Below are 15,602 nucleotides of genomic sequence, written 5' to 3' on the forward strand. Positions count from 1 at the left end.
TTGAGGTGGGCAGGCTGCCGCCGTCCGTCGCAGTCGGGACGTGAGCGGCGCCGCTTCACGGTCATGCTACCCGCCGGTAACCAACCTGCCCAGGCCCGGCGGCCGGATCTCCGGGTGTGTCCCGCGACACGTCCCCCCGGGACACCTCTGCAGGTCCGCGGGGACGGCGAAGGGGATGCCGCCCTCGGACGGCATCCCCTTCGGTGTGCTGTGGCCGCGCGGTGGCGGCGGTGTGGCGGTGCTGTGGCGGCCGCCGCCCGGCGGGCGGCGGCCGGCCTCAGTCGGCCTGCGGCGGCTGGGCCGCGGCCTTGGCGAAGGCGGCGGCGACCACCGGGGCCACCAGGTCGACCTGCCACTGCCGGGCGCCGAGCCGGCGCAGCGCGGCGGCCACGTCGGCGGCGCTCGGGTCGGCCGGCGGCTCCCACGAGACGCGGCGGACCAGGTCCGGGGTGATCAGGTTCTCGGCCGGCAGGTTGTGCGCCTCGGCCAGCTCGGTGACCGCGGCCCGCGCCCCGGACAGCCGGGCGGCCGCCACCGGGTCCTTCTCGGCCCAGGCGCGCGGCGGCGGCGGGCCGTCGTGCGGCGCGGTGGCCGGCGGCAGCTGGTTCTCCGGGACGTCCCGGCCCCGCTGCACGGCGGCCAGCCACTGCTCCAGCTGCCGCCGGTGCACCCGCGGCCCGAAGCCCTGGACGGCCTGCAGCCCGGCGAGGTTGAGCGGCATGGCCAGCGCGGCGTTGACGATCGCGGCGTCGGAGATCACCCGGCCCGGCGAGACGTCGCGCTCCTGCGCCATCCGGTCGCGGGCGAGCCAGAGCTCGCGCACCACGGCCAGCTGGCGGCGGCGGCGGACCTTGTGCAGCTGGGAGGTGCGGCGCCAGGGGTCGGTGCGCGGTGCCGGGCGGGGCGCGGCGGCGATGGCGGCGAACTCCTCCATCGCCCAGCCGAGCTTGCCCTGGGCGTCCAGCTCCTGTTCGAGTGCGTCGCGCAGCTCGACCAGCACCTCGACGTCCAGAGCGGCGTAGCGCAGCCACGGCTCGGGCAGCGGCCGGGTGGACCAGTCGACCGCCGAGTGCTCCTTGGCGAGGCTCAGCCCGAGCACGCTCTCGGTCATCGGCCCGAGGCCGACCCGGGCGAAGCCGGCGATCCGGCCGGCCAGCTCGGTGTCGAACAGCAGCTTCGGGCGCATGCCGACCTCGGCGAGGCAGGGGAGGTCCTGGGTGGCCGCGTGCACGACCCACTCGGTGTCCGCCAGGGCCGCGCCCAGCGCGGTCAGGTCGGGGCAGGCGATCGGATCGATCAGCGCGGTCCCGGCGCCCGCGCGGCGCAGCTGGATGAGGTACGCCCGCTGCCCGTAGCGGTAGCCGGAGGCCCGCTCGGCGTCGACGGCGACCGGTCCGGTACCCGCGGCGAAGGCGGCGACGACGGCGGCCAGCGCCCGCTCGTCCGCCACCACTGGCGGGATCCCCTCCTTCGGTTCGAGGAGTGGGACCGGGGCTGCTTCTTCTGGGATGGCTGCTACGGCGTCGGTCACCCACCAAGGGTACGACGGTCCTCGCGGCCGGGAGTGTTGTCGGACTGGTCAGACCGGGAGTCCGCATATGCCCTTGCGCCCGCGCGGGCGCCGACCGGGACCGGACAGGACCGCTGCGGCGGTCTTGAAGGAACGTTCCTCCAAGACCGCCGCAGCGGTCCTACCGGGTGATCAGTGGATGATGCCGGTGCGCAGCGCGACCGCGACCATGCCGGCCCGGTCCCCGGTGCCCAGCTTGCGGGCGATGCGGGCGAGGTGACTCTTGACGGTGAGTGCGGACAGTCCCATCGCGACGCCGATCGCCTTGTTCGACTGCCCTTCGGCGACCAGTCGCAGCACCTCGACCTCGCGGCCGGAGAGCTCTCGGTAGGCGGCCTGCTGCGCGCCCGGCGCACCGGGGGCCCCGGGGGCGCCCGGCACACCGGCCGCACCCGGCACGCCCGGCATGCCGGGACGGCGCATCCGGCCGGCCAGACCGCCGGCGCCGAGCGGCAGGCCGGGGCGGCCTGGCATGGCGACGTTGGTGCGGGTGCCGGTGACCACGTAGCCCTTGACGCCGCCGGCCAGCGCGCTGCGGACCGCGCCGATGTCGTCGGCGGCGGAGAGCGCCAGGCCGTTGGGCCAGCCCGCGGCGCGGGTCTCGGCCAGGATGGTCAGGCCGGAGCCGTCCGGCAGGTGAACGTCGGCGACGCAGATGTCGCGCGGGGTGGAGACCCGGGGGCGGGCCTCGGCGATCGAGGACACCTCGATCACGTCCCGGACGCCGAGCGCCCAGAGGTGGCGGGTGACGGTGTTGCGGACGCGGGGATCGGCGATGACCACCATGGCGGTGGGCTTGGTCGGACGGTAGGCGACCACGTTTGCGGGGTGCTCAAGAAGGACCGACACCAGGCCTCCTGCGGGGAGTGGCGGACGGAACCCCGATGGGGGCGGTCGGAGTGTTCCGCGTTTGGAAAGGGTCACAGTCTGCTTCGGCAGCTACCGTGCCCGGCTTTAGCGAAAGATCACGATCTAGTGAGTAACAATACGGACAAATCGCGCAGGTGACTGATACGACATGCCTGGAATTCGCACAAAATCGATCGGATCCGGAGCAAATCGGTCGGCCTCGACCGGTTAATTGACGCGGAGCTGATCCGAAGTCACACTCTGTCAGCCCTGGGGGTGGCGCCGGGCGCTGCCGGCGCCGACCGGCCCGGACGCCACTCGTCAGTGCGAGCGCGGACGCCGGCGGGCGGGCATCGGGACCACTCCGCCGAGTGACGGCACGTCGGCCGCGGGCTGCGGCGCGGGGGCGGCCGGCGGCAGGCCGGCGCTGATGCAGAGCAGGTCCCCCCAGGCCGCGAGGTGCCGCTCGAACCGGCCGTCGGACGGCGTCCAGGAGGCCCGGATCTCGATCTCGGTGGACGACGCGCGGTCCGCCAGCCCGCCGAAGTACTGCGAGGCGCACCTGGTCACCGTGCCGGACGGTTCCGCGTACCCGGCGCCGTGCGCCTGCAGAGCGTCCAGCAGCCAGGCCCAGCCGACCTCGGAGAGCATCGGGTCGCCGGCCATCTCGGGCTCCAGCTCGGCGCGGGTCATCGTCACCACGCGGAAGTCCCCGTTCCAGGCCTCCTGCCCGGCCGGGTCGTGGAGCAGCACCAGCCGGCCGTCGGCCAGCTCCTCGCCGTCCACGTCCACCGCGGCGGTCAGCGCGAAGGCGTGCGGGGCGAGCCGACGGGGCGCCGGAGCGGCGGAGAGTTCGATCTCGGGGCGCAGCCGCGCCCCCCGCAGAGCCTCGACCGCGGCCCGGAACTCGCTCGGTGCCGCCTCCGGACCCGTCCCGCCACCTGTTCCGCCACCCTGCGCTGGGTGCCCGCCGACCGCTGCCATGACCCGAAGACTAGGTCGAAAACGCGGGTAATCGCCGCAACTTCTGCCCGCGCGGCGTGCCGGGACGGCAAACCGGCCAGATCTTGGAGGAACCGACGAGCCCGCCCGGGGAGGACGGTGCGGGGCGCGTGCGAAGATTTGAACCGTGAGCGAGACTACGGCAGACACCTCCGCGGCCACCCGGGCAGGCGCCCCGGCCGGCGCCGCCCCCGGCCAGCAGCCCCCCGCGCGCCGCGGCGCCGCGTACGACTCGGCGTTCCTGCGCGCCTGCCGGCACGAGCCGGTACCGCACACGCCGGTCTGGTTCATGCGTCAGGCGGGCCGCTCGCTGCCCGAGTACCTGAAGGTCCGCGAGGGCATCCCCATGCTGGACTCCTGCATGCGGCCCGAGCTGGTCAAGGAGATCACCCTGCAGCCGGTGCGCCGGCACAAGGTGGACGCGGCCATCTTCTTCAGCGACATCGTGGTGCCGCTCAAGGCCATCGGCATCGACGTCGACATCAAGCCCGGCATCGGCCCGGTCATCGCCGACCCGATCCGGACCGCCGAGGACCTCCAGCGGCTCCGCCCGCTGGAGCCGGACGACGTCCCCTACATCACCGAGGCGGTCGGCCTGCTCGTCGACGAGCTCGGCTCCACCCCGCTGATCGGCTTCGCCGGCGCCCCCTACACGCTGGCCAGCTACCTGGTCGAGGGCGGCCCGTCCAAGAACCACGAGAACACCAAGGCCATGATGTACGGGCAGCCCGAGCTCTGGGCCGCCCTGGTCGACCGGCTGGCCGACATCACCTCCGCCTTCCTCAAGGTGCAGATCGAGGCCGGCGCCTCGGCGGTCCAGCTGTTCGACTCCTGGGTCGGCTCGCTCGCCCCGGACGACTACCGCCGCTCGGTGATGCCCGCCAGCACCAAGGTGTTCGACGCGGTGGCCGGCTACGGCGTGCCGCGGATCCACTTCGGCGTCGGCACCGGCGAGCTGCTGGGCCTGATGGGCCAGGCCGGCGCGGACATCGTCGGCGTCGACTGGCGGGTGCCGCTGAACGTCGCCGCCGAGCGGGTCGGCCCCGGCAAGGGCCTGCAGGGCAACCTCGACCCGGCGGTACTGTTCGCGCCGACCAAGGCCGTCGAGACCAAGGCCCGCGAGGTGCTGCACGCCGCCCAGGCGCTCGGCACCAGCGGCCACATCTTCAACCTCGGCCACGGCGTGCTCCCGAGCATGGACCCGGACGCGCTCAGCCGGCTGGTCGAGTTCGTGCACGAGGCCAGCGCGCGCTGACGCCCGGCCGGCGCGGCCGGCATTGCAGGCACGACCCGGTGGCGGGCTCCTTCCGAGGGGAGGGCCCGCCACCGCCGTACCCGGGGTGCGCTCAGGCTCCCCGGTGCTCCCCGTCCGCCTCTTCCCGCGGGCCCGGCAGGTGCTCCGGCATCGGCGGCACCGGCTGCACCGGCTCCGTCGCGGCGCCGGCGGTGCGGGCCCGGCGCCGCCGGACCAGCCAGACCGCCGGCACCGCCGGCCCGGCCACCAGCAGGAACGGCGCCACCGCCGCGAGCGCCATGGCCAGCACGCGGACCACCGTGACCAGCGCGTGCCAGCCGCCGCCCAGCGCGGAGCCGACCGAGGACCAGAAGCCTTCGTCCTTCTCCTTCTTGGCGTCCGGTTGGTCGTGGACGGGCTTCGGCTCCCGCCGCACGTCCAGCGTGATGGTGGAGAGCGACGTCCGGGCCGACAACTCCTTCAGCTGCTTCTGCAGCGATTCGAGGTCCGCCTCGCGGCGGCTCAGCTCACCCTCCAGACTGGTGATCTCGGCCAGCGACTTGGCCTGCGCCATCAGCGCCCGGACCCGGTCGACGCTCGCCTGCTGGGTCTGCAGCCGGCTCGACACGTCCGCCACCTGCTGGGTCAGGTCGTCCGCCTGGCTCCGCCGCGACAGCACCTCGCCGAGCGCGGCGAACTGGTCCAGCGTCTGCTGGAACGTCGCCGACGGCACCTTGACCGTGATCTGGCCGGTCTGCCCGGCGTTCTCGTCGCCCCCGCCGCTCACCGTCTCGCCGCCGACGTAGCCCCCGGCGGCCGAGGCCAGCTCGCGCGCCTTCGCCAGCACCGCGGCGACGTCCTTGCTGCGCAGCGACAGCTGCGCCGTGTACGCGATCAGCCGGTTGTCCGCCACCGGGACGGCACCCGGCTGCCCGGCCCCGCCGCCGGGCCGGCCCGCGGCCTCGCCGGCCGCGGCGCCCGTGGCGCCCGCCCCGCCCGGCGAGGCCGCCACCGGAGGTGCGGCCGCCGGCGCGGCGGCGCCGCGCTTGGCGCTGTCGCCCGCCACACCGGACTCGCGGCCGGCGCTGCACCCCCCGACCAGCACCGCCGCCGCGACCACCACGGCCGCCGCCGCCCCGGCTCTCCGCCCTGCCCCGCGCACTCCTCGCACCACGATCGAGCCCTCCCCAAGTCCCTCGGCCGGCGCCCGGATCCGGACGCTCAGCCCATTGGACGGACCCCCGGCCCGATCGGACCCACCCCGGAGGTCGCAACTCCATCACGGCCCGGCCACACCCCGGACAAGGCCGCGGGGACGTGCCGATCTCGTTACTGTGGGCCCATGAGCGAGCTGCCGGACTGGATGTACCCGCCCCGCGAGGAGGGGTGGTTCGCCGACGATCTCGACCACCTGCCGCAGGCGCCGCGCCACACCGAACTGATCGACGGAGCACTGGTCTTCATGATGTCCCCGCAGCGGTCCTGGCACAGCCGAGTGGTCTCCGGGCTGACGGTTGCGCTGGAGAGCCTCGTCCCGGACGGATTCCTGGCCGAGCGCGAGATGACGATCAAGCTGGACCGGCGCAATCGTCCCGAGCCGGACCTGGTGGTGGCGGAGGCGGAGTACGACCCCGACCGCACCTGGTACGCGCCGTCGGACGTGGCACTCGTCGTCGAGGTCGTCTCGCCCGAGTCAGCCGACCGTGACCGCTTCGTCAAGGTGCGGAAGTACGCCGAGGCCGGTATTCCGCATTACTGGATCGTCGAGGAGGAGGACGGCCTACCGGTGGCCCACGTCTTCGAACTTGAGACCAGTACGACCTCCTACGCCCCGGCCGGGATCTTCCGGGGCCGCCTGGAGCGGCCGGTGCCGTTCCCCGTCGTCGTCGACCTCGATGCCCTCGTGCCGGCCGTGAAGCGGACGAAGCGGGCGGATTGAGTCGTTGGTGTAAGGACCTGCAAGACTGCGAGGCATGGCGCAAGCACAGGTCGTGGTGATCGGTGGCGGGGTCGCAGGGTTGGCCGCTGCCGCGTTTCTGAGTGGGGCCGCGGGTGAGCCCGCGCGGGCCCGGGTGACGCTGCTGGAGGCGTCCGAACGGGTCGGCGGGAAGCTGCGCGGCGGAGAGGTCGGCGGGGTCCGGGTGGACCTCGGGGCCGAGTCGATGCTGGCGCGGCGGCCGGAGGCGGTCGACCTGGCCAGGGCGGTCGGGCTGGGCGACGAACTGGAGCCGCCGACCACGGCCAAGGCCGCGATCTGGACGCGCGGCGCGCTGCGGCCGCTGCCCGGCGGCCAGGTGATGGGCGTTCCCGGCGACCTCGACGCGCTGGCCGCGTCCGGGGTGCTCACGTCCGAGGGGCTGGAGCGGGCCCGGCACGAGGCCGCCGGTGAGGCCGTCGCGGACGACGTGGCGATCGGGCGGTTCGTCGCCGCCCGGCTGGGCCGCGAGGTGGTGGACCGGCTGGTCGAGCCGCTGCTCGGCGGCGTCTACGCCGGGCACGCGGACGAGATCTCGCTGCGCGTCGCCGTGCCGCAGCTGCTGGAGATCGCCCGTAGCGGCGGCTCGCTGGTCGAGGGCGTGCACGCGTTGGCCACCCGCCCGCAGATCGCCGCCACCCCGGTCTTCCAGGGCCTGCGCGGCGGTCTCGGCACGCTGCCCGAGGCGGTCGCCGCGGCCTGCGTCGCGGCCGGCGTCGAACTGCGCACCCGGACCGCGGTGGACGAGCTGCGCCGCACCCCGGACGGCTGGCGGGTGGTGACCGACGGCGGCGAGGTGCTGCACGCGGACGCCGTGGTGCTGGCCGTGCCCGCGCCGGCCGCCGCCCGGCTGCTGAAGGCCGACGCGCCGGCGGCCGCCGCCGAGCTGGACGGCATCGAGTACGCGGGGATGGCGCTGGTCACCATGGCGTTCCGGCGGGCCGACCTGTCCGGGCCGCCGGCCGGCAGCGGGTTCCTGGTGCCGCCGGTGGACGGGCGCCGGATCAAGGCCTCCACCTTCTCGTCCAACAAGTGGGGCTGGCTGGAGCGTTCGGCCCCGGACACCTTCCTCCTGCGCACCTCGCTCGGCCGGCTGCGCGAGGAGCAGCCGCTGGAGCTGCCGGACGAGGAGCTGGTGGCGCAGTCGCTGGCCGACCTGGGCGAGGCGATCGGCCTCACCGCCCGGCCGTACGACACGGCGGTGACCCGCTGGGGCGCGGGCCTGCCGCAGTACCCGGTCGGCCACCTCGACCGGGTGGGGCGGATCCGGGCGGCGGCCGCCCGGACGGGCGCGCTGGCGCTCTGCGGGGCCGCGTACGACGGGGTGGGGATCCCGGCCTGCATCGCGAGCGCGCGGGCGGCCGTCGCCGAGCTCGACAACTTGTTGACCCCGCCGACCGGGGAACACGTCACGGAGAGGACAATGGGCGCATGACTGAGAGCGTTGAGCAGCAGCCGGAGCAGCAGCCCGAGAAGAAGAAGGCCCGCGACCTGAACCAGGTCATCCGCTACACCATGTGGTCGGTGTTCAAGCTCAAGGGCGAGCTGCCCGAGGACCGCACCGCGCTGGCCGCCGAGGTGGACGAGCTGTTCGCCCAGCTCGCCGCGAAGGACGTCACGGTGCGCGGCACCTACGACGTGTCCGGTCTGCGCGCCGACGCCGACATCCTGGTCTGGTGGCACGCGGCCGACTCGGACGACCTCCAGGAGGCGTACAACCGCTTCCGCCGCACCGGCCTGGGCCGGGCGCTGGAGCCGGTCTGGTCGAACATGGCGCTGCACCGCCCGGCCGAGTTCAACAAGTCGCACATCCCGGCGTTCCTCGCCGACGAGCGGCCGCGCGACTACGTCTGCGTCTACCCGTTCGTCCGCTCCTACGAGTGGTACCTGCTGCCGGACGCCGAGCGGCGCGCGATGCTCGCCGAGCACGGCCAGATGGCGCGCGGCTACCCGGACGTGCGGGCCAACACGGTGGCCTCGTTCGCGCTCGGCGACTACGAGTGGCTGCTCGCCTTCGAGGCGGACGAGCTGCACCGGATCGTCGACCTGATGCGCGACCTGCGCCCGTCCCGGGCCCGGCTGCACGTCCGCGAGGAGGTGCCGTTCTTCACCGGCCGCCGCAAGCCGGTCAGCGAGCTGCTCAACGGCCTGGTCTGAGCACGGTCCGGCGAAGGCCCGGCCCCGGGGAACCGCCCCCGGGGAGCCGGGCCTTCGGCGTGTCCGGGCCCGGCCGGGGCCCGGTCAGTGGCGGTGGGTCCGCAGGGCCGCGCGCAGGCGCGCGTCGGGGAGGGCGGCGGAGCCGAGCATCGCGACGGCGGTGAGGAGTTCACGCTCGTCGTCGTCGGTGAGGCCGTGCTGGCGCTGCGGCCGGACCTCGCGCAGCACCTCCTGGCCGATCGGGGAGGCCCAGCGGGTGTACGGGTAGACGTCGACCCGGGCCATCAGCAGCGTGCCGGAGGTCAGCACCAGCGGCAGCGAGAACCAGGCGAGCGCCGCCGAGGCGCTGCCGTCCGCGAGGCCGCCGACGACCAGCGCGGCGGCCAGCAGCAGCACCGAGAGCAGCAGCGCCTGCCGGACCTGGCGGACCGCCAGCACGGTGTGCCGCTGCACGGCCGCGGGGGTCGCCAGGCCGGCCAGCGAGAGCCGGCTGCCGATCTCCAGCACGGTGGGATGGGCCGCCATGGCCCGGCGCAGCTCGTCGGTGCGGCACTGGCCCTCCGGCCCGACGGCGGCCACCACGGCCCGCTCCAGCCGGCTGCGGCCCCGCGGGTCGACGACGGTGGTCCAGCCGGTGTGGGCGAGGTGCAGCCGGCCCCGGGAGGCCATCAGCACGAGGGCCAGTTCGACCACCCGGTCCGGGCCGCCCGCCAGGTACGCCGTCTCGTAGAGCCCGATCCCGACCGCCTCGGGCGGCCGGGGGCCCTCCTGTTCGGCCAGCGCATCGGCGGTGGCGGTCATCCGGACGAGCCGGATGCAGGAGAGCACCGCGGCGGCGCAGGCCGGGATCAGGAAGAGCAACCACATGGGCTTGTTGTAGTCCGGAGCTCGGCGGCTGCGGAACTGACTTTCGAATCGCGATACCGAACTGTGACGCGGGCCGGCCCCGCCGGGCTCAGCTGCCGCCGCAGCCGCCGCCGCAGCTGGAGCCGCAGCTGGAGGACGAGGAGCCGCAGCTGCTGGAGCCGGAGCTGCAGCTCGACGACGAGGAACCGCAGCTGCTGCTGCCGCAGCTCGACGAGGAGGAGCCCGAGTCGGAGGAGGAGCCGCACCAGGTGGCCGGGCCGGCACAGGACGAGGAGGACGAGGACGAAGACGAGGACGAGGACGAGGAGAGCGATCCGGCGGCCATCGCCCGGGCCTGCTCGTCGGCGGCGGCCGCGGCGAGCATCGCCTCCTGGAGCTCCTCGTCGCCGAGCCCGGCCGCGGCCAGCCCGCCGAGCGCGACCGCCCCGAGCAGCAGGCCGCTGTTGGCCGAGGAGAGCCCGGCGCTGGGCTTCCACGGGTTGCCGGCGGTGGACATCAGACCGAGCTGGCGGACCCCGGCCGGCGTGATCCGGCTCTTGAACGGCCGCGTGGCGATCAGCGAGACCAGCCCGACGGCCACGAGGAGCAGCGGGAACCAGAGCGCCGGGCGCTCCGCGTCGCCCCGGTCGAGCAGGAGGGCGAGCCCGGCGGTGAGCACCACGGCCAGCAGGGCGAGCCAGATCCGCCGGTGCGCCGCCCGGGCCCGGGCCATCCGCTGCGGGTTGCGCAGCAGCCCGCGGTCGGAGAGCTTGTCGCCCAGCTCCTGGACGGCCGCCGAGCGCATCACCGCGCGCCGCAGCGGGGCGAGTTCGCGCTGCTTGCCCGGGCCGATCGCCTCGATGACGGCCAGGTCCACGGCGTCGTACGGCCGGCCGGTGGTCAGGGTGACCAGGCCGCCGCGGTTGACCACGACCAGGCCGGCCTGGTGCATCCGGACCAGCGCGGTGTCGAAGACCCGGCCGGGACCGCCGGCCAGGAACGCGGCGTCCAGCAGCGGCAGTCCGCGGCCGGGCAGGCCCTTGGCCTGCGGGACCCGCTTGACCAGCTGCTTGGTCTGCGACGCGTGGAGCACGGCCGCCATCAGCAGCACGGTGGGTACGAGGAAGTAGAAGTTGTGCCACATGGGCTTTCCCCCGGATGGTGAAACGGTGTGAAGAGGTGTCGGGTCAGGGCCGGCGCCGGCCGGGCAGCAGGGCCCGGCCCAGGCGGGCGAGCGGCCCGGGTCGCTGTTCGGCGGCGGGGCCGTGGAGCCACTGCTCCAGGGCCCGGCGCTGTTCGGGGCCGAGCCGCCCGCCGGCCTCCGGTGCGGTGTCGGCCAGCGCCCAGGCGGCGAAGGCACGGGCGTCGGCGCGGTACCCGCCGGTCTGCGGGTGTCCGGCCGCGTAGGCCAGGAAGAGCGGTCCGTAGGACCGGCCGAGCAGCCGGGGCAGCTCCGGCGCCACCTTGGCGACGGTGTCGCGGCGCTTGGCGGCCAGTGCGGCGGCCTGGCTGCGGACCTGGGCCTGGTCGAAGCCGTCCGGCACCGGGCCGCCGGCCACCAGGGCGGCCAACAGCTCCTCCTGGCGGCGGGCGAGCCGGGCACGGGCGGCGGTCACGTCCCGGACCGCGGCGTCAGCCACGGCGCCCGGCCCCGGCCAGCACGGCCCGGATGGCGTCCAGTTCCTCGGCCAGCTCGGCCGGCGGCGGGAAGTTCGCGTCCCGTTCGAGCAGCACGCCGGGCGGGTCGACCCGGGCGCAGAGCTCGGCGAGCACCTCCAGCACCGGCTCGGTGACGGGGTGGGCGTGGGTGTCGTGCCAGACGCCGTCCACCAGCTGCCCGCCCGCCACGTGGACGTAGGCGAGGGCCTCCAGCGGCAGGCGGTCCAGCTCGGCGGCCGGGTCCAGGCCGAGGTTGACCCGGTTGGTGTGCAGGTTGGCGACGTCGATCAGCAGCCGGACGCCGGTGCGCTCGACCAGCTCGGCGAGGAACTGTCCCTCGGTCAGCTCGTCGTCCGGCCAGGCCAGCTGGGCGGCGATGTTCTCCAGCGCCAGCGGCACCGGCAGCTGGTCCTGCGCGATCCGGACGTTCTCGGCGACGACCGCGAGGGCGTCCCGGGAGCGCGGCACCGGCAGCAGGTGCCCGGCCTCCAGGCCGCCGGCCCGGACGAACGCCAGGTGCTCGGTGACCAGCGGCGAGCCGAGCGCGGTGACGGTCTCGGCGAGTCTGCCGAGCCGGTCCGGGTCGGGCCGGTCGGCGCCGCCGAGGCCGAGCGCGACGCCGTGCGGGACGACGGTCACGCCGCGCGCCCGCAGGATCTGCAGCGACTCGGGCAGGTGGCCGGCGCAGATGTTCTCGGCGACCACCTCGACCCAGTCCAGGCCCGGTTGGCGCTCGACCACGACGTCGATCTCGCTGCGCCAGCCGAGGCCGACGCCGAGGGTCGCGCCGCGGGTGGGCGCGCTCGGGGCAGGGGAAGTCATCGGTGCGCCCCCTTCTGAGGGCTGGGTGGGAGGCCGTCGGCCGGCGCGGGCATCGTCGCCAGGGCCGGACCGGGCCGTGCTGCTGAGGATGTCCCCGGGCGGGGAGCCTGCCAAGCCTCATCCGGTCTTCTCAGAGGATTATTTGAGCTTGTCGGCCCGGTGATTTTGACCTTATCCCGGCGCCCGGCGCGTCCTCGCAGGTGGGGGCCGATATTCGGAGGCGAGCGGGGTCGTTCGGGGCCTATCGTGTCGACCCTATGACGACACTGACGATTCGTGACTTCCGTGCCGACGACGCCGACGACGCCGAGGCCGCCGCGGCCGCCCACCGGGCCGGGCGCGACCACCTGGTGCTGACGCCCGAGGTCTTCGTCTGGCTGAACGGCCACCAGCCCAAGGGCGCGCACTTCCGCTGCCTGGTCGCCGAGGTGGACGGCCGGGTGGTCGGCTCGGTCCGCTGCGGAGTGGTCACCGGGACGACGACCCGGGGCATCGGCCACGCCAACGGCAGCGTGCTGCCCGAGTACCGCGGGCGCGGCGCGTTCACCGCCCTGCTGGCGGCGGCGGAGCGGCACCTGGCCGAGCACGGCGTGGTGGAGGTGCACAGCTGGGTGGACGAGGAGCCGGGAGCTCTGGCCTTCGCGGCCGCCCGCGGCTACACCGAGGGCCGGCCGGCGCACTTCGGCGGCCGGGACCTCGCCCTGCCGCTGCCCGAGGCGCCCGCGCTGCCCGCCGGCGTGGAGCTGCGCCCGGCGAGCGACTGGGAGGACGACCCGTACCCGATCTTCCTGATCGAGGCGGACGCGATCCGCGACGAGCCCGGTGAGGTCGAGATGGACGCCGCGGACTACGAGGAGTTCCTGAACGGCGCCTGGGCCCGTCCGGACCTCGACCGCGAGCTCACCGTCGTGGCCGTGGTGGACGGCGAGCCGGTCGCGTTCAGCGCGGCCCAGACGGACGGCGTGGACCGGTACTGGTCGGCGTTCACCGCCTGCCGCCGGGAGTTCCGCGGCCGGGGGCTGACCAAGCTGGCCAAGCTGGAGTCGCTGCGCCGGGCCCGGGAGGCCGGCCTCCGCCGCGCGTACACCAGCAACGACGCGACCAATGCGCCGATGCTGGCGATCAACGCCTGGCTCGGCTACGAGCGGTGCGCGAGCGAGCGGAAGTTCACCAAGCGGCTCGACGGCTGATCCGCCGCCCCGGTCGCGCGGGCCCCGCGCCGCGCGGCCGGTGGGGGTGGCCGGAGCCCGGGGGGCGGGGCCGGCGCATCACCGCGGGCCTCCCACGCATCACCGCGGTCCGACGGGGCATCACCTCACGGCAGACAGTTCGTGCCCGAGTCTTCCGCGCGGGGGATGGTATGGAGATCCTGCTTCAGGTCCTGGTCGGGTTCGTTCCGGCTGTGATCGGCTTCCTGGCGGCCCGTTCCCTCGCCCGCACCCGGCTGTTCCTGCAGTACGGCTTCCTGCGGGCGCTGCTCGCGCCGTACGGCCGGGTCCAGATCATCACCCCGAGCATCGAGGTGGCGGAGTTCACCTTCGCCAAGGACGGCCGCCGGCTGACCAGCCGCGGCCCGCGGAACGTGCTGTTCATGCCGATGGCCGAGGCCCGCGCGATCGCCCAACTCATAGACCTGCTGCGGAAGGTGAACCGCAAGGCGACCATCGAGCTGGTCGCGGCCGGCGCCCAGGACCCGCGGATGCCGACGTTCTCGATCGGCGGACCGAGCGTCAACACGTACTCGGCGGGCGTACTCGGCGCCGCCTTCCCGGACTTCCGCATGGAGTACCCCGAGGCGGCGCGGGCGCGGTGGGGCGGGATGACGTTCGAAGCGCAGTACAACGCGGCCGACGAGCTGACCCGGGACCACGGCTTCGTCTTCGTGACCCGGACGCCCCGGCACGCGCCCTGCGTCGTGCTCTGCGGCGTCTTCGCCTTCGGCTCGGCGATGGCGGTGGAGGCGCTGGCGGCGGCGACCCGGAAGTCCCCGCTGGCGGCGCTGTTCCGGTCGGGGGAGAAAGGATTCGCCGCGGTCGAGGGCCGGGTGATCGGCCTGGACACCGTGGACGTGACCGTCGAGGTCTGCCGCGTGCTGCCGGTGGTGTGAGGGGCCGGGCCGGGGCCGGTGGCCCGTCGCGCCAAGGCGCCTGCCGCGCCGGGTGGGGCAGAATGGTCCAGACCGTGATACGGACAATCCGGACGGGTCGGGCGAGTTCGGGGCGGGACGTGGCTGGAATCGCAAGGGTTTCGCCTCGCCACAGTCACATCATCGGCATAATCGCGCCCATGACGACCAGCCGCGCGAACGTGAGCGCGATTGCCGAAGACCTGTACGTGTGGCTCCCGCCGAAGCGGGGCTGGGGGTTGGCCAACTGCGGTCTGCTGGCCTCGCCGAGGACCGCGCTCTGGATCGACACCCCCTACGACCCCTCCCTCGCCGCGGAGTTCCTCGCCGAGAGCCGCAAGCGGCTGCCCGAGGGCGTCGACGTCGACCGGGTGGTCGTCACCCACGCCAACGGTGACCACCTGTGGGGCGCCGGCGTGCTCCCCGACGCCGAGGTGATCGCCACCCACGAGGCGCTGGAGCACATCCACTACGAGCCCGCCCCGAAGCAGCAGCACGCGCTGGTCGCGGGCGGCGACCCCGACTCCCCGCTCGGCGGCTACCTGCAGCGCCATTTCGGACAGTTCGACTGGTCGGAGACCGAACCGGTGCACCCGCACACCGTGTTCCGCGGTGAGCTGGAGCTGCGGGTGGGAGAGTACCCCGTCCAGATCACCGGCCTGCCCGCCGCACACACCGGCGGCGACCTGATGGTCCACCTGCCGTACCAGCGCGCCGTGTTCACCGGTGACGTGGTGTTCGGCTCGACGCCCGAACAGCCCGGCGACCACCCCTCGCACTGGTCCGGCCCGCTGGAGAACATCATCGGTGCCTGCGAGCAGGCCCTGGCCACCGGCGCGGAGATCTTCGTCCCCGGCCACGGCCCGGTGCTCGACCGCTCCGGCGTCCAGGCGCACATCGCCTACCTCGCCCACGTCCGCGAGCGCGCGCACGCGCTGCACGCCGAGGGCACGCCCGCGCTGGACGCCGCCCGGCGGATCATCGCCGAGCGGCGCTACCCCGAACTCGGCCTGCCCGAGCGGCTGGTGCTCACCGTGTCCGCCGAGTACCGGCACCTGGACGGCAGCGCCGTGCCGAACGTGCTGGAGGCGATGACCCAGGTGGCGCTGGTGGCCCGCGAGATCGAGGCGTCGGCGGGACAGCCCGGGGGCACCCCGGGGCCGCGCTCCGCGCAGGACGCCGCCGCCCCCGCCTGATCCGGCCGTGGGCGGGGGGGGGGGGGGCCCCCCCCCCCCCGCGGGCCCCCCCCCCGGCCCCGCCCCCCCCGCCCCCCCCCCCCCCCCCCCCCCCCCCCCCCCCCCCGCCCCGCCCCCCCCGGGCCCCCCCCCCCCCCCCCCGGGCCCCCCCCGCGCCCCGGGCCCCC

Annotated in this window: 13 protein-coding genes and 1 pseudogene; 7 read left to right on the forward strand and 7 right to left on the reverse strand. The window is 74.9% G+C overall.

What is annotated here, in order from left to right; all coding sequences use genetic code 11:
- Nucleotides 1–277: 277 nt before the first annotated feature.
- The 3 genes from ACIPSC_RS18970 to ACIPSC_RS18980 form a co-directional block, all read right to left on the reverse strand.
- The gene (locus ACIPSC_RS18970; RefSeq protein WP_400826941.1) at nt 278–1,531 is read right to left on the reverse strand and encodes an HRDC domain-containing protein; all 1,254 of its coding nucleotides are present in this window, start codon (nt 1,529–1,531) and stop codon (nt 278–280) included.
- A 171-nt stretch (nt 1,532–1,702) separates the two neighbouring features.
- Nucleotides 1,703–2,419, reverse strand: a complete 717-nt coding sequence (locus ACIPSC_RS18975) for a response regulator transcription factor (RefSeq protein WP_313765886.1) — start codon at nt 2,417–2,419, stop codon at nt 1,703–1,705.
- Between the two features lie 321 nt (nt 2,420–2,740).
- Nucleotides 2,741–3,403, reverse strand: coding sequence for a DUF3000 domain-containing protein (locus ACIPSC_RS18980; RefSeq protein WP_400826942.1), 663 nt, complete (start codon nt 3,401–3,403; stop codon nt 2,741–2,743).
- Nucleotides 3,404–3,662: 259 nt separating this feature from the next.
- Between ACIPSC_RS18980 and hemE the strand changes: the two genes are divergently transcribed.
- Nucleotides 3,663–4,676: a uroporphyrinogen decarboxylase gene (gene hemE, locus ACIPSC_RS18985; protein ID WP_400827174.1), complete on the forward strand. Its 1,014-nt coding sequence runs from the start codon at nt 3,663–3,665 to the stop codon at nt 4,674–4,676.
- A gap of 91 nt (nt 4,677–4,767) precedes the next feature.
- On the opposite strand, the gene ACIPSC_RS18990 is transcribed toward hemE, so the two are convergent.
- The gene (locus ACIPSC_RS18990) at nt 4,768–5,829 is read right to left on the reverse strand and encodes a DUF4349 domain-containing protein (protein ID WP_400826943.1); all 1,062 of its coding nucleotides are present in this window, start codon (nt 5,827–5,829) and stop codon (nt 4,768–4,770) included.
- Between the two features lie 168 nt (nt 5,830–5,997).
- Here ACIPSC_RS18990 and ACIPSC_RS18995 point away from each other — a divergent pair, with 168 nt between their 5' ends.
- From ACIPSC_RS18995 to hemQ, 3 genes are read left to right on the forward strand one after another with little or no spacing between them, the layout of a single operon-like run.
- Nucleotides 5,998–6,594, forward strand: a complete 597-nt coding sequence (locus tag ACIPSC_RS18995) for a Uma2 family endonuclease (RefSeq protein ID WP_400826944.1) — start codon at nt 5,998–6,000, stop codon at nt 6,592–6,594.
- 34 nt (nt 6,595–6,628) lie between these two features.
- The gene (hemG, locus tag ACIPSC_RS19000) at nt 6,629–8,065 is read left to right on the forward strand and encodes a protoporphyrinogen oxidase (RefSeq protein WP_400826946.1); all 1,437 of its coding nucleotides are present in this window, start codon (nt 6,629–6,631) and stop codon (nt 8,063–8,065) included.
- On the forward strand, nt 8,062–8,787 hold the full coding sequence (hemQ, locus tag ACIPSC_RS19005) for a hydrogen peroxide-dependent heme synthase (protein WP_400826947.1): 726 nt from the start codon (nt 8,062–8,064) through the stop codon (nt 8,785–8,787). Before hemG ends, hemQ begins: the two co-directional genes overlap by 4 nt.
- An 84-nt stretch (nt 8,788–8,871) precedes the next feature.
- On the opposite strand, the gene ACIPSC_RS19010 is transcribed toward hemQ, so the two are convergent.
- The 3 genes and pseudogenes from ACIPSC_RS19010 to ACIPSC_RS19020 all read right to left on the reverse strand — a co-directional run bounded on the left by ACIPSC_RS19010 (nt 8,872) and on the right by ACIPSC_RS19020 (nt 12,114).
- On the reverse strand, nt 8,872–9,654 hold the full coding sequence (locus ACIPSC_RS19010) for a TIGR04222 domain-containing membrane protein (protein ID WP_400826948.1): 783 nt from the start codon (nt 9,652–9,654) through the stop codon (nt 8,872–8,874).
- An 88-nt stretch (nt 9,655–9,742) separates the two neighbouring features.
- The gene (locus tag ACIPSC_RS19015; protein ID WP_400826949.1) at nt 9,743–10,777 is read right to left on the reverse strand and encodes a TIGR04222 domain-containing membrane protein; all 1,035 of its coding nucleotides are present in this window, start codon (nt 10,775–10,777) and stop codon (nt 9,743–9,745) included.
- 43 nt (nt 10,778–10,820) lie between these two features.
- Nucleotides 10,821–12,114, reverse strand: a pseudogene (locus tag ACIPSC_RS19020) (DUF692 domain-containing protein).
- Between the two features lie 257 nt (nt 12,115–12,371).
- Between ACIPSC_RS19020 and ACIPSC_RS19025 the strand changes: the two are divergent.
- The 3 genes from ACIPSC_RS19025 to ACIPSC_RS19035 all read left to right on the forward strand — a co-directional run bounded on the left by ACIPSC_RS19025 (nt 12,372) and on the right by ACIPSC_RS19035 (nt 15,435).
- A complete protein-coding gene (locus ACIPSC_RS19025) occupies nt 12,372–13,304 on the forward strand; it encodes a GNAT family N-acetyltransferase (RefSeq protein WP_400826950.1) in 933 nt (310 codons plus the stop codon).
- A gap of 170 nt (nt 13,305–13,474) precedes the next feature.
- A complete protein-coding gene (locus ACIPSC_RS19030) occupies nt 13,475–14,221 on the forward strand; it encodes a hypothetical protein (protein ID WP_400826951.1) in 747 nt (248 codons plus the stop codon).
- A gap of 179 nt (nt 14,222–14,400) precedes the next feature.
- Nucleotides 14,401–15,435: an MBL fold metallo-hydrolase gene (locus tag ACIPSC_RS19035; protein WP_400826952.1), complete on the forward strand. Its 1,035-nt coding sequence runs from the start codon at nt 14,401–14,403 to the stop codon at nt 15,433–15,435.
- The last annotated feature ends 167 nt before the right edge of the window (nt 15,436–15,602 follow it).

The sequence above is a fragment of the Kitasatospora sp. NPDC090091 genome, from assembly GCF_044747365.1.
GTDB lineage: Bacteria > Actinomycetota > Actinomycetes > Streptomycetales > Streptomycetaceae > Kitasatospora.